Source organism: Streptomyces sp. NPDC006655, assembly GCF_040703965.1.
Taxonomy (GTDB): Bacteria; Actinomycetota; Actinomycetes; order Streptomycetales; family Streptomycetaceae; genus Streptomyces.
This window is the reverse complement of record NZ_JBEYJU010000061.1, coordinates 15,563-33,726: the sequence shown is the minus strand read 5'-3', so window position 1 is coordinate 33,726 and position 18,164 is coordinate 15,563. Positions and strand designations below refer to the sequence as shown.

The following is an 18,164-nucleotide window of genomic DNA, read 5'->3' as shown; positions in this document are numbered from 1 at the left end:
CGCGGCCGACAACGAGGCACGGTCCGCGACGCAGGAGTACGCACGGGGATTGCTCCACGTTCACCCCCGGGCGTTACGATCGCTGTCAGCACGATGGTCGGACACCTGTCCGGCCGGTCGGACAGGCCCCGTCGCCTCGGTGAGAAGGTGAAGATCTATGTTCCGCAACGGACTCGAGCCGTGGCACCTGTTGATCCTCGTTGTGGTGCTCCTCCTTGTGTTTGGTTCCAAGAAGCTGCCGGACATGGCGCGCTCGCTGGGCAAGTCCGCCCGGATCCTGAAGAGCGAGGCGAAGGCGATGAAGGACGACGGCAAGCAGCCCGCCACCGCCGAGTCCGCCGCCGAGGAGCCCGCACCCGCGCAGCGCACGATCCAGGCTTCGCCCGGCGACGTGACCAGCTCCCGCCCGGTCAACGAGCCGACGAACACGAACCAGCGCTGACGCGAGGACCGGGGCCATCGGTCCGCTGCACGAGATGAGGATGTGGGTTGCTCAAGTCTGCCCGCGATAAGGAGAAGGATCCCGAAGGGCGGATGCCGCTCGCGGATCACTTGCGTGAGCTGCGCAACCGCCTTGCGAAGGGTGTCCTGGCGATCCTCGTCGTCACGATCGTCGCGGCGTTCTTCTACCGGGACATCATCGATGTCGTCACCAAGCCGATGTTCGACGAGATCGGTTGCACCCAGACCTTCGGGGAGTTGGCCAAGAGCAAGAACGCTCACTGTGCCCACATCACGGTCAGTGGTCTGCTCGCGCCGTTCACGCTGGCCCTGAAGGTCTCCCTGATGACCGGCGTCGTGCTCGCGTCGCCGGTGTGGCTCTACCAGTTGTGGGCGTTCGTCGCACCGGGACTGCACCGCAACGAGAAGAAGTACGCCTACGCCTTCGTCGGCTTCGGCTTCCCGCTCTTCCTCGGGGGCGGCTTCCTCGCGTACCACGTGCTGCCCACCACGGCCAAGGTCATGATCGACCTCACGCCCGCGAACGCCGAGAACCTGCTGCCCCTCGACGACCTGCTGGACCTCATCACCCGCATGATCGTCGTTTTCGGCCTCGCCTTCGAGATGCCGTTGCTGCTGGTCATGCTCAACCTCACCGGGGTGCTGTCGGGTCGGCGCATGCTGGGCTGGTGGCGCGGCATGGTCGTGGGCATCACCGCCTTCGCGGCCGTCGCCACCCCCAGCCCCGACCCCATGACGATGCTGGCGCTGGCGGCACCGATCTGGGCGCTCTACTTCATCGCCGTGGCCGTCTCGCTGCTCAACGACCGGCGCCGGGCCCGCCGGGTCGCCGAGGGCCCCGGCGACGACGAGGCCTCCGAGCTGGACCTCACGCCCGAGGACATCGGCGAGGTCGAGCCGGTACGGGCGCTCAGCTCGCCCGGGCGGACCGAGGTGCCCGGTGACAGGGTGAACGGCTACGACGACGTCACCTGAGCGTCACGCACCGTCGCGCGTGTGACAGGGGGCCCCACCGGTGACCGGTGGGGCCCCCTGCGTATGTGCTCGGGCGGCCGGGGTTCGCGGACGCTGCGCCGATCCGGATATTGATCGTCCTGTTGTCAGTGGGGACCGGTACGCTCGAAAGCACGATGACAGAGGATCTCTCACCGGCCGAGCGGTATGCGGCGGCCCGCAGGCGGGCCGCCGAGCAGGCCACCGCGCTCGCGTCGTTCCGCGAGATGTACGACTTCGGCCTCGACCCCTTCCAGATCGAGGCCTGCCAGGCCCTCGAAGCCGGGAAGGGCGTACTGGTGGCCGCCCCCACCGGCTCCGGCAAGACGATCGTGGGCGAGTTCGCCGTCCACCTCGCCCTGATGCAGGGCAAGAAGTGCTTCTACACGACACCCATCAAGGCACTGTCGAACCAGAAGTACGCCGACCTCTGCCGCCGCTACGGCGACGGCATGGTGGGCCTGCTCACCGGCGACAACAGCATCAACCCGGACGCCGCCGTGGTCGTCATGACCACCGAGGTCCTGCGGAACATGCTGTACGCGGGCTCCCAGACGCTCATCGGCCTCGGCTACGTGGTGATGGACGAGGTCCACTACCTGTCCGACCGCTTCCGCGGTGCCGTCTGGGAAGAGGTGATCATCCACCTCCCGGAGTCCGTCACCCTGGTGTCCCTGTCGGCGACCGTCTCCAACGCCGAGGAGTTCGGCGACTGGCTGGACACCGTCCGCGGCGACACCGAGGTCATCGTCTCCGAGCACCGCCCCGTCCCGCTGTTCCAGCACGTGCTCGCCGGACGCCGGATGTACGACCTGTTCGAGGAGGGCGAGGGCCACAAGAAGGCCGTCAACCCCGACCTCGCCCGGCTCGCCCGCATGGAGGCACAGCGCCCGTCGTACCAGGACCGCAGGCGCGGCCGCGCCATGCGGGAGGCCGACCGGGAGCGGGAGCGCCGGCAGCGCTCCCGGGTGTGGACCCCGGGCCGCCCCGAGGTCATCGAACGGCTCGACAACGAGGGCCTGCTGCCCGCGATCACCTTCATCTTCAGCCGCGCCGCCTGCGAGGCCGCCGTCCAGCAGTGCCTGTACGCGGGCCTGCGGCTCAACGACGACGAGGCACGCGAACAGGTCCGCGCCCTCGTCGAGGAGCGCACCTCGTCCATTCCGCCCGAGGACCTGCACGTCCTCGGCTACTACGAGTGGCTGGAGGGCCTGGAGCGCGGTATCGCCGCCCACCACGCGGGCATGCTCCCCACCTTCAAGGAAGTCGTCGAGGAACTCTTCGTCCGCGGCCTGGTCAAGGCCGTGTTCGCCACCGAGACCCTCGCGCTCGGCATCAACATGCCCGCCCGTTCGGTGGTGTTGGAGAAGCTCGTCAAGTGGAACGGCGAGCAGCACGCCGACATCACCCCCGGCGAGTACACCCAGCTGACGGGCCGCGCGGGCCGCCGCGGCATCGACGTCGAGGGCCACGCGGTGGTGCTGTGGCAGCGCGGGATGAGCCCCGAGCACCTCGCCGGACTCGCCGGTACCCGCACGTATCCGCTGCGCTCCAGCTTCAAGCCGTCGTACAACATGGCGGTCAACCTGGTCGAGCAGTTCGGGCGGCACCGCTCACGGGAGCTGCTGGAGACCTCGTTCGCGCAGTTCCAGGCGGACAAGTCGGTCGTCGGGATCTCCCGGCAGGTGCAGCGCAACGAGGAAGGGCTCAGCGGCTACAAGGAGTCCATGACCTGCCACCTCGGCGACTTCGACGAGTACGCGCGGCTGCGCCGCGAACTGAAGGACCGCGAGACCGAGCTGTCCCGGCAGGGCGCGGCCCAGCGCCGTGCCGAGGCCGCCGTGGCCCTGGAGAAGCTCAAGCCGGGCGACGTCATCCACGTGCCGACGGGCAAGTACGCCGGGCTCGCGCTGGTCCTCGACCCCGGACTGCCCGCCGGGCGGTCCAACGGCCACCGCGGCTTCGAGCAGCACGACGGACCGCGCCCGCTGGTGCTGACCGCCGAACGGCAGGTCAAGCGGCTGGCCTCGATCGACTTCCCGGTGCCCGTCGAGGCGCTGGAGCGGATGCGGATCCCCAAGTCCTTCAACCCCCGCTCCCCGCAGTCCCGTCGGGACCTCGCCTCCGCGCTGCGCACCAAGGCCGGGCACATCCCGCCGGAGCGGGCCCGCAAGAAGCGCTCGCAGGCGGCCGACGACCGCGAGATCGCCCGGCTGCGCACCGCGATCCGTGCGCACCCCTGCCACGGGTGCAACGACCGCGAGGACCACGCCCGTTGGGCCGAGCGCTACCACCGGCTGCTGCGGGACACCTCGCAGCTGGAGCGGCGCATCGAGGGCCGGACCAACACCATCGCCCGCACCTTCGACCGGATCGTCGCCCTGCTGACCGAACTGGACTACCTGCGCGCCGACGAGGTCACCGAACACGGCAGACGGCTGGCCCGGCTCTACGGCGAACTGGACCTGCTCGCCAGCGAATGCCTGCGCGCCGGCGTCTGGGAGGGGCTAGGCCCCGCCGAACTCGCCGCCTGCGTCTCGGCGCTGGTGTACGAGGCGCGGGTCGGGGACGACGCGATGGCGCCGAAGCTGCCCTCCGGCAAGGCCAAGGCCGCGCTCGGCGAGATGGTGCGGATCTGGGGGCGGCTCGACGCCCTGGAGGAGGAGTTCCGCATCAACCAGACCGAGGGTGTCGGGCAGCGTGAGCCCGACCTCGGGTTCGCCTGGGCCGTGTACATGTGGGCCTCCGGGACGGGACTCGACGAGGTGCTGCGGGAGGCCGAGATGCCCGCGGGGGACTTCGTCCGGTGGTGCAAGCAGGTCATCGACGTGCTGGGTCAGCTCTCCGCGGCGGCGCCGGTGGGTGAGGGGTCGACGGTGGGGAAGACCGCGCGCAAGGCCGTGGATCTGGTGCTGCGGGGGGTTGTGGCCTACTCGTCGGTGGGGTGAGTCGTGCGGGTGCGGGTGCGGGTGCGCTGTGGCTGGTCGCGCAGTTCCTCGCGCCCCTGGGCATGGACAGTCACCCTCGGTTGAGATAGTTCCGCCAGCCTCCGTACCGGGTGATGTCCTCGGCGTCCGTCAGCGCGCCGGGCTCGCACAGGAAGCCGGGGGCGGTGGTGCCGTCCGCCAGTTCCACGGTGCCCAGGGTCATCGGGCGGGGCAGGGACGCCAGGAGGCGGCCCAGGCCCTCCGCCGGGAGCGTCCACACCTCGGTCTCGATCGCCGCGCCGCCCTCGCCCACGTGCACCAGGCCGGGCTTGGGCGGGTCGGTCCGCAGGGCGTGCAAGCGGTACGCCGGGGCGGTGGTCGTGGTGCGGTCCAGTACCGCGCCCTGTGCGAGGAGCTCGGGGTTGAGGGGCTGGCCCGTCAGGTGGGCGCCCAGGACCGCGAGGTTCACCCTCGGCTCCAGGGCGCGGGCGATCGTGGCCAGCCGGTCGTCCGTGAACGCCGGGCCGATCAGCATCACACCGAAGGGAAGGCCGTTCACCTCGCCCGCCGGAACCGCCACCGCCGCCAGGTCGAAGAGGTTCGTGGAGTTGGTGAAGCGGCCCAGCCGGGCGTTGGCGCCCAGCGGGTCGGCCGCCACCTCCGCCAGGGTCGGGTGGCCGGGTGCCGTGGGCAGGAGAAGGGCGTCCGCGTCGGCCAGCTCGGCCAGGGCGCGGGCGCGCAGGTCCGCCAGCCGCTCCTGGTCGGTGAAGAGCCGGTGCGCCGGGATGTCACGGGCGCGGGTGATGATGCCGGCCACGGTCGGGTCCAGGCCCTCCCCGCCCGAGGAGATCGACTTGTCGACGAAGGCACCCACCGCCGTGTAGCGCTCCGCGACGAAGGCGCCTTCGTACAGCATCGCCGCCGCCTCCGTGAACGGCGCGAGATCGAGGGGCCGGACCGAGGCGCCGGCGGCGATCAGACGGTCCACCGCCGCTTCGTAGGCCGCCGCCCAGCCCTCGTCCATCTCACCGAGCTGCCCGGTCGGCGGGACGGCGATGCGCCAGGGACCGGGGCGGCGCCCAGGGAGGAGCGGCAGCGGACGCTCCGGCGGCTGGGCGGCATGGCCCAGTGCCTGCTCGGCCTCCGCCAGGGTGCGGGCGAACACCGTCACGCAGTCGATCGAGGCGCAGGCCGGCACCACTCCGGCTGTGGGCACCAGGCCGCGGGTGGGTTTGAGGCCGACGATGCCGTTGAAGGCCGCCGGGATCCGGCCCGAGCCCGCCGTGTCCGTGCCCAGGGCGAAGTCGACGATCCCGAGGGCCACCGCCACCGCCGAACCGGAACTGGAGCCGCCGCTGACCCTGGTGGGGTCGATCGCGTTGCGCACCGCGCCGTACGGGGAGCGGGTGCCCACCAGGCCCGTCGCGAACTGGTCGAGGTTGGTGGTGCCGAGCACCAGCGCGCCCGCCGCACGCAGCCGGGCCACCACGGGCGCGTCGGCCGCCGGCTCGTACGCGTACGCCGGACAGCCCGCCGTCGTGGGCAGCCCCCGGACGTCGATGTTGCCCTTGACGGCGAACAGGCGCCCCGCGAGGGGGAGCCGTTCGCCGGCCGCCACCCGTGCGTCGAGCGCGCGGGCCTCCGCCTCGGCCTCCTCCCGCGGGCGCAGGTCGATCCAGATCTCGGGGCGACCGACCGCCTCGACACGCGCGTAGGCGGCGCGGACACGGGAGAGGGTGCTGGACATGTTCTTCGCTCCTCGGGGTCAGTTCGCGGCCGGAGCGGCCGGTGCGGCCGGGGCCAGGACGAGCAGCGCCGTGCCCGCCTCCACCTGGTCGCCGGGCCGTGCCAGGATCTCCGTCACCACACCGGCCATCGGTGCGTGCACCCTGGACTCCATCTTCATCGCCTCCAGGGCGAGCAGTGGCTGCCCGGACGCCACCTCGTCGCCCGGCCGGACGTTCAACTGCCATACCGAAGCGGCGAACTCGGCCTCTATCAGCCTCCCGCCCGGTGGCACCGACACCTCGGCCGGTGCGGTGGCGGGCGCCGTGGCCGCCTCGGCCCGCGCGAACTCGCCGGCCGCCTCCCAGGCGTCGCGCTCCGCGGTGAACGCCTTCTGCTGGCGCGTCCTGAACTCCGCGACGGCGTCCGCGTGCTCGGAGAGGAAGTCCTGGTACGACGCCAGCGAGAAGGTGCCCTCCTCGATGCGCGGCACGAACCGGCCGGAGACGATGTCGGCCCGCAGGTCGAGGAGTTCGTCCGCGGTCACCGGATACCACCTGATCCGGTCGAAGAACCGCAGCAGCCACGGCGAGCCCGGCTCGAACGCGCCCCGTTGCTGCCATCCCGACCACACCTGGGTCGTACGGCCCACGAACTGGTAGCCTCCCGGACCCTCCATGCCGTACACGCACAGGTAGGCGCCGCCGATGCCGACGGAGTTCTCGGCGGTCCAGGTGCGGGCCGGGTTGTACTTGGTGGTGACCAGGCGGTGGCGCGGGTCGAGCGGGGTGGCGACCGGGGCGCCCAGGTACACATCGCCCAGGCCGAGGACCAGGTACTCCGCGTCGAAGACGGTGCGGTAGACGTCCTCGACCGAGTCCAGGCCGTTGATCCGGCGGATGAACTCGATGTTCCAGGGGCACCAGGGAGCGTCGTCGCGGACGCCCGCCATGTACCGGGCGATCGCCTCCCGGGTCGCCGGGTCGTCCCAGGAGAGGGGGAGGTGGACCGTGCGGGAGGGGACCACCAGTTCGTCGGTGGGCGGCAGCGCCGAGACGATCTCCCGCACCGCGGGCAGGAGTTCGGCCTGCGGGAGGGTGGCCGGGTCGGTGCGGATCTGGAGCGAGCGGATGCCGGGGGTGAGGTCCGTGACCCCGGGCGGGGCCGCCGCCGTCACCGCCTCCATCAGCGCGTGGACCCGCATGCGCAGCGCCAGGTCCAGCTGCATCGGGCCGAACTCGACCAGCAGGTTGTCGTCACCGCTGCGGCGGTAGGTGACGTCCCCGTCCCGGGCCAGGACACCGCCGTCGGCGATCTCGGGGCGGGGCTCGCCCGTCACGTCGACCGGGGTGAAGCGGACCGTGTCGCCGGGGCGGAGCTGGCCGAGCTTCCAGCGCTCACCGCTCAGGACGGTCGCCGGGCACACGAAACCGCCCAGTGAGGGACCGTCGGGGCCGAGCAGCACCGGCATGTCGCCGGTGTAGTCGACGGCGCCGACCGAGTAGGGGGTGTCGTGGATGTTGGACGGGTGCAGGCCCGCCTCGCCGCCGTCGGTGCGCGCCCAGCGCGGCTTGGGCCCCACCAGGCGGACCCCGGTGCGCGCCGAGTTGAAGTGCACCTTCCACTCGGCGGCGTAGAAGTCACGGATGTCGTCCTCGGTGAAGAACTCCGGGGCGGCATGCGGGCCTTCGACGGCCGCCAGGTGCCAGACGGTGGTGAAGCGCGGGCGTTCGGCCACCGGCTCGCCCGTCGTCACGGCGCCGCCGTGCAGGACGTCACCCGTGCGCAGCGCCCGCCCGCCGTGGCCGCCGAACCGGCCCAGCGTGAAGGTGCTCGCACTGCCCAGGAAGGCCGGGACGTCCAGACCGCCGCCGGCGAACAGGACGTAGGTGCGCAGGCCGTACTCGTCGGGGGCGCCGATCTCCAGCAGCGCGCCCGCCGGGACCGTCACCGGTTCCCACTGGGGGGTGGGGGAGCCGTCGACGGTCACCGCGGCCGGGGCGCCGGTGACGCAGACGGTCGTGGGGTGGGTGAAGCGCAGCGACGGTCCCTGAAGGGTGCATTCCAGGCCGGGGGCCCCCTCCGGGTTGCCGAGGGCCCGGTTGCCGAGGCGGAAGGAGCGGTCGTCCATCGGGCCGCTCGGCGGGACGCCCACCTGCCAGTAGCCGGTGCGACCCGGCCAGTCCTGGACCGTGGTGAGGGTGCCGGCCGACACGACCTCGATCCGGGGGGTGGGGTCGGTGACCGTGGCGAGGGTCGCGGTGGAGTGGGTGGCGGCACGGAAGGACGGTTCGGCGAGCGCGGCGCGCACCACGCCCAGGTTGGTCTCGATGCCGTCGACGCGGGTGCGGGCGAGCGCCTCGTCCAGCTCGCGCAGCGCGCCGGCCCGGTCGGGGCCGTACGCGATCACCTTCGCGAGCATCGGGTCGTACGACGTCGTCACCTCGGTGCCGGTCTCCACCCAGCCGTCGACGCGTACGCCGTCCGGGAACTCCACCCGGGTCAGCAGACCGGCGCTGGGCCGGTGGTCGCGGGACGGGTCCTCGGCGTACACACGAGCCTCGACGGCGTGCCCGCGCGGTGCGCCCGGGTCCCGTACGACGTCGGTCTCGCCCCGCGCGAGACGCAGCATCCAGGCGACCAGGTCGACGCCGTAGATCTCCTCGGTGACCGGATGCTCCACCTGGAGACGGGTGTTGACCTCCAGGAAGTAGGCCTCCTCGCGGGCCGCGTCGTACACGAACTCGACCGTGCCCGCGGAGCGGTAGCCGACCGAGGCGCACAGGTCGCGGGCGGACGCGGCGAGTTGCTCACGCACCGTGTGCGGCAGGCCGGGGGCGGGTGCCTCCTCGACGACCTTCTGGTTGCGGCGCTGGAGCGAGCAGTCCCGGTCGCCGAAGGTGACGACCCGGCCCGCGCCGTCCCCGAAGACCTGCACCTCGACGTGGCGCGCGTGCTCGACCAGGCGTTCCAGGAAGACCCCGGCGGAGGAGAACGAGGCGGCGGCGACCCGCTGCACCCGTTCCCAGGCCTCGGTCAGTTCGTCGGCGGATCGACAGGCCGACATGCCGATACCGCCGCCCCCGCCGGTGGCCTTGAGCATGACGGGATAGCCGATGGCCGAGGCCGCGCGCAGGGCCTCGTCCCGGTCCGCCAGCAGCCCTGTTCCCGGGGCCAGCGGGACGCCCGCCGCCTGGGCCGCCGCGCGGGCCGTGTGCTTCGCGCCGAACAGCTCCAGCTGTTCCGGGGTCGGGCCCACGAACACGATCCCGGCCTCCTCGCAGCGCCGGGCGAACGCGGCGTCCTCGGAGAGGAACCCGTAGCCGGGGTGGATGGCGTCGGCACCGGTGTCCTTGGCCGCCTTCAGGACCAGATCGGCGTCGAGGTACGACTCCTTCGCGGGCGCCGGCCCGAGCCGGACCGCCTCGTCGGCCAGACGTACGTGGGGTGCGGCGCGGTCGGGGTCGGAGTACACGGCGACCGTGCGCAGGCCCAGTTCGCGGGCGGTGCGCAGGATGCGGACGGCGATCTCGCCGCGGTTGGCGACCAGCAGGGTGTGGAAGGTCATCCCGCGGCTCCGGTGATCGTCATCCGCACGGCGGTCGGGTCGAAGCCGTTGCAGGGGTTGTTGATCTGGGGGCAGTTGGAGACCAGGACCAGGACGTCCCGGTCGGCGCGCAGGGTCAGGCTCAGGCCCGGTGCCGAGATGCCGTCGACGATGCCGAGGGTGCCGTCCTGCTCGACGGGCACGTTCATGTACCAGTTGATGTTGGAGACCAGGTCGCGTTTGCCCAGGCCGTACCGGACGCCCTCGGCGAGGAAGTTGTCCACGCAGGCGTGCTGGGACCAGGTGTGGTGGCCGTAGCGAAGGGTGTTGGACTCCTTGGAGCAGGCGCCGCCGACCGTGTCGTGGCGGCCCACCTCGTCCTCGGTCACCGTCATCAGCGCGGTGTGCTCGTTGGAGAGCAGGACGCTGCCGGTGGTGAGGAAGATGCCACCCTGGGCGTGGATCGTGTCGGGGGCGCTGTAGCGGACGGCCGTGTCGTGGGCGTCGTAGGCGAGGAAGTCGACGGCCTGGTTGCCGTGCAGGTCGGTGATGGTCAGTGTCTCGCCCTCGCGGATCACCGAGGACCAGGCGGCGCGGGCCGGGACGACGGAGGCACCCCTGTTCGTGTTCATGCGAGCCCCCTCGCGGCGAGGAATCCGGTGGTGTTGAGGAAGGCGCGACGGCCCTCGGGGGTGGCGTCCCACAGCGGGTCGCCCGGCGACGTCGGGGCGGCGCGCCAGGCGAGCACCTCCAGGGGGGTGCTGACGTACTCGGGGCGGGGGTCGGCGGGGTGCGGGACGTTCGCGATCAGGACGGTCAGGTCCTGCTCGGCGCGGAGGGTGACGCTGCCGCCGGGGCCGGTGGAGCCGGTGAAGTCCAGCGTGCCGTCGTCGCGCACCGCCACGCCCTGGAAGAACGACAGGGACGGCGGCAGGTCGCGGGGTTCCAGGCCGTTCTTGGCCGCCGCCAGCTTGAACAGCTCGCGGCCGGCGGGGGAGGGGGACTGCGGGGTGCCGTCGCCGTAGCGGTCGGTGTTGCGGACCAGGGTGGAGGTGCCGCACAGGGCGTCGTGGCGGCCGGACGTGTCGGCGACGACCGAGGCCAGTACCCGGCCCTGGTCGGACAGGAGCAGGACGCCCTCGCCGAGGTAGGCGTTCCACTGCACCTTGACCGTGTCGGCGACGTTCAGCCGCTCCCACGGGCGGTCGGCGACGTACAGCAGCAGGTGGGCGCAGGCGTCGCCGTGCCGGTCGGTCAGGCGCAGCTCGGTGCCGCGGGCCAGGACGCGGTGGGTGTAGTTGCCGCCGGCCACCGTCTCGGCCCACACCAGGTGTCCGGCCTCGCAGGGCGGGTCGGGCCAGTCGGCGGCCGGGACGACCGGCATCGCGTCGGCCCGGGTGCCCTCCTGCGCGCGGGCGTGTGCCCGGGCTCCGTATGTGGTCGCTGTCGCCATCGCTCGACCTCCGGTCGCGTGGGCTCGGGTTGTTTCTGTCGCCCGACAGAAATTAGGGGCGGGCCGCGTCGGGGGCGTTGCACGGGCGTTCCGGGGCGGTTACCGAGGCCTCACGGGGGAGAGAGGGGGGCGGTGTGGGGCGGTGTGGTGGCTGGAGGGGCGGTGGCGGTTCCGGGGGGTGTACGGGGCGGTGGTCGCGTCGCCGGGGTCGCGTGGGGTGGTGGTCGGGTGCCGCGTCGGGTTCGTTCGTGAGGGGGCGGTGGTCGCGTCGGGTTCGTTCGTGAGGGGGTGGTGATGGCGTCGGGTTCGTTCGTCGGAGGGGTGGTGGTCGCGTCGGGTTCGTTCGTCGGAGGGGTGGTGGTCGCGTCGGGTTCGTTCGTCGGAGGGGCGGTGGTCGCGTCGGGTTCGTTCGTCGGACCCCGGATGTCGGCCGGTGCGGTGGCGTGACCGCCGGGGTCCTGTTCCGTGCGGGGTGCCGCGGTCTCGTGTCGTGCGCGGGGGCGTGATCGTCCGGTGGGGGTGTGTGCGAGGATCGAACGCATGGGGACGAGCAGCGGTGGCCGTCGGGTCGGGCGGCCGCGGGTCGTGCAGCGGCCGGACAGCGGTCTGGACCCGCGGGCCGAACTGCTCGCGGCGGCAGCCGAGTTGTTCACCACTCGCGGCTACGCGGCCACCACCACCCGGGCCGTGGCCGAGCGCGCGGGCATGCGGCAGGCGTCCATGTACCACTACGTCTCCGGCAAGGAGGAACTCCTCGCCGAGTTGCTGGAGTCCACCGTCACGCCGTCGCTGGCCTATGCGCGTGAACTGCTCGCGGACGAAGCCACCCCGGCCGCGGAGCGGTTGCGGGCCCTGTGCCGGGCCGACGTGGAACTGCTCTGCGCCGGGCCGCACAACCTCGGGGCGCTCTACCTGCTGCCCGAGGTGCATGCGGAGCGGTTTGCCGGCTTTCGTGCCGTACGCGCCGAACTCAAGGACGCCTACCGGAGGTTGATCGCCGCCACGGCAGCCGGCGGGGGTCAGGCGAAGGGCGAGCTGGAGCTGCGGACCGATCTCGTCTTCGGACTGATCGAGGGTGTCATCCTGGTCCACCGCTCCGAACCCGAGCGCCCCGCCCGTGAGTTCGCCCGCGCCACCGCCGATGCCGCGCTGCGGATCGTCGGCATCTGAGGGGCTCTTTCACTCGTCACGGTGAGTAACTTCGTACACCCATGCGTGGTGACGTGGCGTGTTCGAATGAATCCCGTGCGTGCAAAACGACCGAGGGTACTCCGCCCATTCGGGTGTTTTCAGGTGCTTGCCGAATATGACACGGCGTTGATCCGGTCGGACTAAGCTCGCCCGCGGCGCACCGAGTTGAGATGAATTCGTGCACCTGTTCCCAAACGTACGGAAGATCCAGTCTGTCCCATGAACCTTCCCCCCACGAAGTCTCCCGACACCCAGCCGATTCGTCTCAGAAGGCATACATGGTGAGTGTGCAACCGCCTCCCAATGGCCGTGAACTTTCCCTGGCGCGGGTGCTGTTGCTGCCCGCCATACTGATGGCCGCGGCGACCGCCGCCGCCGTCGTCCTGGTGGCGGAGTCCGCCCGGATCGCCGTCGGCGTGTGCGGTGCCGTCGGCACGCTGGTGGTGCTCGCGACGGCGGCGGAAGCGGTACGGCGCGGCCGTATGCTCCGGGACGCCCGGGCCGAGCACCACCGTCACAGTGCGTATCTGGAACGGCGCCTCCTCGCCCATGAGCAGGAGATCGAACGCCTCGCCAAGGAGGTGTTCCCGACCGCGCTCTACCGGCTGAAGGCCGGCGAGCCCCCCAAAGAGGTGGTCCGCCAGGTCTTCGACCTCGACCCCCACCTGCGCCACGCTCCCGAGCCGCAGCGCCTGCTGATCCGCACCATGCTCGACATCATCGACGAGCAAGACCTCCAGCGGGACTCCCTGGAGCGCTCGTTCGTCAGCGTGGCCCGCCGTGTCCAGGCCATCGTCCACCAGCAGGCACACGAACTGCGGGAGATGGAGGAGGACCACGGCCGCAACCCCGAGGTCTTCGACGACCTGCTGCGCATCGACCACGGCACCGCGCTGATCGGACGCCTCGCCGACTCGGTCTCCGTCCTCGGCGGCGGCCGGCCGGGCCGCCAGTGGCCCAACCCCGTCGCCCTCTACAGCGTGCTGCGCGGCGCCATGTCCCGGATCCTGGAGTACCGGCGCATCGAACTGCACTCCATCTGCCAGGTCAACATCAAGGGCACCTCGGTCGAGCCGATCATCCACGCGGCCGCCGAACTCCTCGACAACGCCACCCGCTACTCGCCGCCCTCCACCAAGGTGCACGTCACCGCCGTGGAGGTGCAGTCGGGCGTGTGCATCGAGATCGAGGACGCCGGTGTCGTCCTCAACGAGGAAGCCCGCGGCCGCCTGGAGAACCTGCTGGAGAAGGCCAAGCAGGGCAAGGACATCCAGGTGCTCGGCGAGAACCCGCGCCTCGGCCTCTCCGTCGTCGGCCGCCTGTGCACCACGTACAACATGGACGTCTCGCTGCGCGCCTCGGCGTACGGCGGGGTCCGGGCCGTCCTCATCGTGCCCAGCGACATGATGACCACCGACCCCGCCCCCGGCATCGCCCACGGCATCGGCGCCACCGGCATCCCGAAGCCCGAACTCGGCGCCCTCGAAGGACCCAAGCGGCCGCCCAAGCGGCGCCGCCCCACCAGTCCCCGCATCCCCGCCGGGATCTCCATGGAGGACGACGTCCCCGAGGTCACCGAATGGACCGCGGGCGGCCTGCCGCAGCGGCGCAGCCGGATGAAGACGCCGCTCAGCCAGCGGCTCGCCGAACAGGCCGCCATCGAACGCGCCGAACGCGAGGGCAACCCGACCGTCTGGTCGCAGCACAAGGAACCCGAGCCCCCGAAGCCGGAACGCCGCGAACCCGGACTGTGGGTCGAGGCCTTCTGGGAGGGGCTCAAGAAGAACAACCCGGGTGTCCACCCCACCGACTTCACCCGGAACCCGACCAAGTACCTGCACCTGATCAACGACCCGGCCGGCCCCGAGGCCGACGACGAGGGGGACCTCAAGTGATCCAGCAGCGAGGCAACTTCGACTGGATGCTCAAGCAACTCGCCGACGGAGTACCGGGCGTCGAGATGATCGTCGTGCTCTCCGCCGACGGTCTGCGCATCGCCCGGCACGGCGGCGACCCCGACGCGGCCGACCGGCTCGCCGCGGCCTGCGCGGGCGTGCAGAGCCTGGCCAGTGCCGTCGCCCAGGAACTCCCCATCAGCAACGGCGACATGAACCTCGTCCTCATCGAGATCGACAGAGGTTACTTCTACCTCATGTCCGCAGGCGCCAACGCCTACCTCGCGGTGCTCGCCGACGTGACGTGCGAACCGGGCCGGATGAGCGAGATGATGCGCGACCTCGTCGTCCGCATCGGCGCCCACCTCACCAGCCCGCCCCGGCGCAACGGGCAGACCGTATGACTCCTCCGCAACGCAAACGGCGCCTGCCCGACCCGGAACACGTCCCGCCACCGATCCCGTCCCTGCCGCCGACCCCCGAGAGCGGCGGCGAGGACGGCGACAACAAGAACCCCGAGCGGCTCTACGTCATCAGCGGCGCCGACGGCGCACGGGCCGAACTCGACCTGGTCACCTTGATCGTGGCACGCGCCGACCCCCCTCCCTCGGTCACGCCCGAGCAGGCGGTGCTGCTCAGGCTCTGTCTCGCGCCCCTGTCCGTGGCCGAGCTCTCGGCCTACCTCAACCTGCCGTTCAGTGCCATGACGGCACTGATCACGGAGCTGATCACGGCCGAACTGGTGCAGGCGCGCGCCCCCATCGTCCGCCAGGCGCTCCCCGACCGTTCACTTCTCGAAGCGGTGATGCATGGACTTCAAAGGCTCTGAGATGATCCCCGGCCCCCGCACCGAGGACCACCTGCCGCACACCGCCCAGGCCGCGGTGAAGATCGTGATCGTGGGCGGTTTCGGAGTCGGCAAGACCACCATGGTCGGTGCCGTCAGCGAGATCAGACCGCTGACCACCGAGGAGACCATGACCCAGGCCGGCATCGGGGTCGACGACAACTACGGCTCCGAATCCAAGACCGCCACCACCGTGGCCATGGACTTCGGCCGGATCAGCATCACCGACCAGCTGGTGCTCTACCTCTTCGGCACCCCCGGCCAGGAACGCTTCTGGTTCCTGTGGAACGGCCTGTTCGAGGGCGCCCTCGGCGCGGTCGTCCTCATCGACACCCGGCGCCTGGAGGTCAGCTTCGACGTCATGGGCCGCCTGGAGGAGCGCGGAGTTCCCTTCGTCGTCGCCGTCAACTCCTTCCCCGATGCGCCCCGTTACCCCATCGACGAACTGCGCACCGCACTGGACCTGCCCCCCGAGATCCCCATCGTCGACTGCGACGCCCGACGCCGGGCCTCCAGCCGGGACGTCCTCATGACGCTGATGCGCTTCCTGCACTCGCTCGCCATGTCCGGCGCGCTCACCTGACACCTCTTCCGGAGCGATCACTGTGACGCCAGAATCCCCCCGACCCGCCGCACCCGGTACGGACCCGGCCCCACCGCCCGGCTGCCCGGCGCACGACCGCGGCCCCGCCCACGACCGCGGCCCCGGCGGACTGCAGCGGCTCTTCGGCGCCGACGCGGACCACCTGGGCGAACTCTACGAGAAGCTGCGCCAGGAGCACGGCGCGGTGGCACCCGTGCTCCTCCACGACGACGTACCGATCTGGGTGGTCCTCGGACTCACCGAGAACCTCCAGATGGTCCGCACCCCCGGCGTCTTCACCCGGGACAGCCGCATCTGGACCCCGCTGCGCGAAGGCATGGTCAAGCCCGACCACCCCCTGATGCCGCACATCGCCTGGCAGCCCATCTGCTCCCACGCCGAGGGCGACGAACACCTGCGCCTGCGTGCGGCGGTCCAGGGCGCCATGACCACCATCGACCACCGCAGCATCCGCCGCCTCATCGGCCGCTACACCCAGCTGCTGGTCAACGAGTTCTGCGAGAAGGGCCGCGCCGAGCTGGTCTCCCAGTACTCGGAGCACCTGCCGATGGCGGTCATGTGCGAACTGCTCGGCATGCCCGAGGAGTACAACGACCGGATCGTGGAGGCGGCCCGCGACATGCTCAAGGGCACCTCGACCGCGATCGCCAGCAACGAGTACGTCATGGGCTGCCTGACCCGGCTCACCGCTCGCCGCCGGGCCCGCGCGGAGGACGACTTCACCAGCCACCTCATCAACCACCCGGCCCGGCTCAACGACGACGAGGTCGCCCAGCACCTGCGGGTCGTCCTCATCGCCGCCTACGAGACCACCGCCAACCTGCTGGCCAACGCGCTGCGCATGGTCCTCACCGAGCCCGGCTTCCGGGCCCAGCTCAACGGCGGCCAGATGACGGTGCCGGAGGCGATCGAGCAGTCGCTGTGGGACGAGCCCCCCTTCAGCACGGTCTTCGCCTACTTCGCCAAGCAGGACACGGAACTCGGCGGCCAGCGCATCCGCAAGGGCGACGGGCTCCTCTACGCGCCCGCGCCGGGCAACGTCGACCCGCGCGTCCGCCCCGACCTCAGCGCCAACATGCAGGGCAACCGTTCCCACCTCGCCTTCGGCGGCGGTCCGCACGAATGCCCCGGCCAGGACATCGGCCGTGCCATCGCCGACGTCGGGGTCGACCAGCTGCTGACCCGCCTCTCGGACATCCAGCTCGACTGCGACGAGGAGGATCTGCGCTGGCGGGCGTCGATCGCCTCCCGGCACCTGGTGGAACTGCCGGTGCGCTTCGACCCGAAGCCGAAGCAGGACGTGACCCTCATGCCGAGCCCGGCCCTCGTGCCGCCGCAGCGCACCGACTGGCAGATCGGCATCGCCCGGCCGGCCCCGGCGCCGATCGCCCCGGAGCCGGTCGCGCCCCCCGTGGCACCCCCCGCCGAGGCCGTGCCCGAGCCGCGTGGCATCTGGCCGCGACTGCGCCGCTGGTGGCTGGGCCGCTAGGGACTCCAGTATCGGGAGTCAGCCGACCTGGCGGCCGGTCCAGTCCTGGTACGACTCCCAGGCGGCCAGCTTCCGTGCGCTGCACAGCCGATGCGCCACCCCCGTGACCGGGTCGGTGAACTCCAGCTTCCGTGACAGCAGTTGCAGCGGACGGCGGAAGTCACCGTCCGGCACGGGGGCGGTGACGACCGGGTACAGCGGATCGCCGAGGATCGGCACGCCCAACGCGTTCATGTGGACCCGCAGCTGATGGGTCTGCCCGGTGTGCGGGATGAGCCGGTACCGGCCCAACTCCCCGCTGTGCTCGACGAGTTCCACCAGGGTCTCGGCATTGACCGGCCCGTCGACCTCCTGAGCCGCGAGCACCCCGCGGTCCTTGACGATCCGGCTCCGTACGGTCCGGGGCAGGGACAGTGAGGGATCGTACGGCGCGATGGCCTCGTACTCCTTGCGCACCCGCCGCTCCCTGAACAACGACTGGTAGGCGCCCCGCTCCCCGGGGCGCACGACGAACATCACCAGCCCGGCGGTGAGTCGGTCCAGCCGATGGGCCGCTCCCAGCTCGGGAATCCCCAGCTCCCGCCGCAGCCGGGCGAGCGCGGTCTCCGTGACGTGACTGCCGCGCGGCGTGGTGGCGAGGAAGTGCGGTTTGTCGACGACCACGAGGTGCTCGTCACGGTGGACGACGTCGAGGGCGAAGGGGACGGGGACCTCGGGGGGCAGGTCGCGGTGGAACCAGAGGTGGAGACCGGGCGTGTAGGGGGTCCGGGCGCCGACGGGGCGTCCGTCGACGCCCACGACCAGCCCCGACTCCAGCATGCCGGCGACGAGGCCGGGGGCGGCGCCGGAGAGGCGCTCGATCAGGTAGTCGCCGACCGTGGCCCACTCCTCGGACCACGGCAACCGCACCCGAACGGCGTCGACCCCGTGCCGCTGGGGGAGAGGTGAAGGCGGGGCAGCGGTCTTGCGTCTCATTTGCAGCAAGGGTACGGGGGGCGCCCCGTCGGGGGCGCGGGGGACTGCCCGGCAGG

The 18,164-nt window shown here is 71.6% G+C and carries 14 protein-coding genes; 9 read left to right on the top strand and 5 right to left on the bottom strand.

Annotated elements, in window-relative coordinates; all coding sequences use genetic code 11:
• Nucleotides 1-157: 157 nt before the first annotated feature.
• The 3 genes from tatA (at nucleotide 158) to AB0958_RS29595 (ending at nucleotide 4,403) form a co-directional block, all read left to right on the top strand.
• On the top strand, nucleotides 158-442 hold the full coding sequence (gene tatA / locus AB0958_RS29605; protein ID WP_132889138.1) for a Sec-independent protein translocase subunit TatA: 285 nt from the start codon (nucleotides 158-160) through the stop codon (nucleotides 440-442).
• A 47-nt stretch (nucleotides 443-489) separates the two neighbouring features.
• Complete coding sequence (tatC, locus tag AB0958_RS29600; protein WP_366893538.1) at nucleotides 490-1,437, top strand: twin-arginine translocase subunit TatC; 948 nt, start codon at nucleotides 490-492, stop codon at nucleotides 1,435-1,437.
• A 110-nt stretch (nucleotides 1,438-1,547) separates the two neighbouring features.
• Nucleotides 1,548-4,403: a DEAD/DEAH box helicase gene (locus AB0958_RS29595; RefSeq protein WP_366893537.1), complete on the top strand. Its 2,856-nt coding sequence runs from the start codon at nucleotides 1,548-1,550 to the stop codon at nucleotides 4,401-4,403.
• A gap of 70 nt (nucleotides 4,404-4,473) precedes the next feature.
• On the opposite strand, the gene atzF is transcribed toward AB0958_RS29595, so the two are convergent.
• Genes atzF through AB0958_RS29575 form a run of 4 tightly spaced genes read right to left on the bottom strand, consistent with a single transcriptional unit; the run spans nucleotide 4,474 to nucleotide 11,107 of the window.
• Nucleotides 4,474-6,129 (bottom strand): allophanate hydrolase, encoded by a 1,656-nt coding sequence (gene atzF / locus AB0958_RS29590; protein WP_366893536.1) that lies wholly within the window; start codon nucleotides 6,127-6,129, stop codon nucleotides 4,474-4,476.
• A gap of 18 nt (nucleotides 6,130-6,147) precedes the next feature.
• Nucleotides 6,148-9,675, bottom strand: a complete 3,528-nt coding sequence (locus tag AB0958_RS29585) for a 5-oxoprolinase/urea amidolyase family protein (RefSeq protein WP_366893535.1) — start codon at nucleotides 9,673-9,675, stop codon at nucleotides 6,148-6,150.
• A complete protein-coding gene (locus AB0958_RS29580; RefSeq protein WP_366893534.1) occupies nucleotides 9,672-10,286 on the bottom strand; it encodes an urea amidolyase associated protein UAAP2 in 615 nt (204 codons plus the stop codon). Before AB0958_RS29580 ends, AB0958_RS29585 begins: the two co-directional genes overlap by 4 nt.
• A complete protein-coding gene (locus tag AB0958_RS29575; protein ID WP_366893533.1) occupies nucleotides 10,283-11,107 on the bottom strand; it encodes an urea amidolyase associated protein UAAP1 in 825 nt (274 codons plus the stop codon). Before AB0958_RS29575 ends, AB0958_RS29580 begins: the two co-directional genes overlap by 4 nt.
• A gap of 540 nt (nucleotides 11,108-11,647) precedes the next feature.
• Between AB0958_RS29575 and AB0958_RS29570 the strand changes: the two genes are divergently transcribed.
• The 6 genes from AB0958_RS29570 (at nucleotide 11,648) to AB0958_RS29545 (ending at nucleotide 17,133) form a co-directional block, all read left to right on the top strand.
• A complete protein-coding gene (locus tag AB0958_RS29570) occupies nucleotides 11,648-12,277 on the top strand; it encodes a TetR/AcrR family transcriptional regulator (RefSeq protein WP_366893532.1) in 630 nt (209 codons plus the stop codon).
• A 299-nt stretch (nucleotides 12,278-12,576) separates the two neighbouring features.
• Nucleotides 12,577-14,193, top strand: a complete 1,617-nt coding sequence (locus AB0958_RS29565; protein WP_366893531.1) for an ATP-binding protein — start codon at nucleotides 12,577-12,579, stop codon at nucleotides 14,191-14,193.
• Nucleotides 14,190-14,597, top strand: a complete 408-nt coding sequence (locus tag AB0958_RS29560; RefSeq protein WP_089103096.1) for a roadblock/LC7 domain-containing protein — start codon at nucleotides 14,190-14,192, stop codon at nucleotides 14,595-14,597. Before AB0958_RS29565 ends, AB0958_RS29560 begins: the two co-directional genes overlap by 4 nt.
• Nucleotides 14,594-15,022, top strand: coding sequence for a DUF742 domain-containing protein (locus AB0958_RS29555; RefSeq protein ID WP_366893530.1), 429 nt, complete (start codon nucleotides 14,594-14,596; stop codon nucleotides 15,020-15,022). The genes AB0958_RS29560 and AB0958_RS29555 overlap by 4 nt, the downstream gene beginning before the upstream one ends.
• Complete coding sequence (locus tag AB0958_RS29550) at nucleotides 15,003-15,623, top strand: ATP/GTP-binding protein (RefSeq protein ID WP_366893529.1); 621 nt, start codon at nucleotides 15,003-15,005, stop codon at nucleotides 15,621-15,623. Before AB0958_RS29555 ends, AB0958_RS29550 begins: the two co-directional genes overlap by 20 nt.
• Before the next feature lie 22 nt (nucleotides 15,624-15,645).
• Entirely contained in the window at nucleotides 15,646-17,133 is a 1,488-nt protein-coding gene (locus tag AB0958_RS29545; protein WP_366893528.1) for a cytochrome P450, read from the top strand.
• 18 nt (nucleotides 17,134-17,151) lie between these two features.
• Here the strand turns inward: AB0958_RS29545 and AB0958_RS29540 are convergent, their stop codons facing one another.
• Nucleotides 17,152-18,108 carry an RluA family pseudouridine synthase gene (locus tag AB0958_RS29540; RefSeq protein ID WP_366893527.1) on the bottom strand — a complete coding sequence of 319 codons (957 nt, stop codon included), beginning with the start codon at nucleotides 18,106-18,108 and terminating at the stop codon, nucleotides 17,152-17,154.
• Between the last annotated feature and the right edge of the window lie 56 nt (nucleotides 18,109-18,164).

Excerpts from the sequence above, each read along its gene's own strand:
- AB0958_RS29540 (WP_366893527.1), bottom strand. The coding sequence starts at position 18,108 with ATGAGACGCAAGACCGCTGCCCCGCCTTCACCTCTCCCCCAGCGGCAC.
- tatA (WP_132889138.1), top strand. The coding sequence starts at position 158 with ATGTTCCGCAACGGACTCGAGCCGTGGCACCTGTTGATCCTCGTTGTG.
- AB0958_RS29555 (WP_366893530.1), top strand. The coding sequence starts at position 14,594 with ATGACTCCTCCGCAACGCAAACGGCGCCTGCCCGACCCGGAACACGTC.
- AB0958_RS29585 (WP_366893535.1), bottom strand. The coding sequence starts at position 9,675 with ATGACCTTCCACACCCTGCTGGTCGCCAACCGCGGCGAGATCGCCGTC.
- AB0958_RS29550 (WP_366893529.1), top strand. The coding sequence starts at position 15,003 with ATGGACTTCAAAGGCTCTGAGATGATCCCCGGCCCCCGCACCGAGGAC.
- AB0958_RS29580 (WP_366893534.1), bottom strand. The coding sequence starts at position 10,286 with ATGAACACGAACAGGGGTGCCTCCGTCGTCCCGGCCCGCGCCGCCTGG.
- AB0958_RS29570 (WP_366893532.1), top strand. The coding sequence starts at position 11,648 with ATGGGGACGAGCAGCGGTGGCCGTCGGGTCGGGCGGCCGCGGGTCGTG.
- AB0958_RS29575 (WP_366893533.1), bottom strand. The coding sequence starts at position 11,107 with ATGGCGACAGCGACCACATACGGAGCCCGGGCACACGCCCGCGCGCAG.
- atzF (WP_366893536.1), bottom strand. The coding sequence starts at position 6,129 with ATGTCCAGCACCCTCTCCCGTGTCCGCGCCGCCTACGCGCGTGTCGAG.
- AB0958_RS29565 (WP_366893531.1), top strand. The coding sequence starts at position 12,577 with ATGGTGAGTGTGCAACCGCCTCCCAATGGCCGTGAACTTTCCCTGGCG.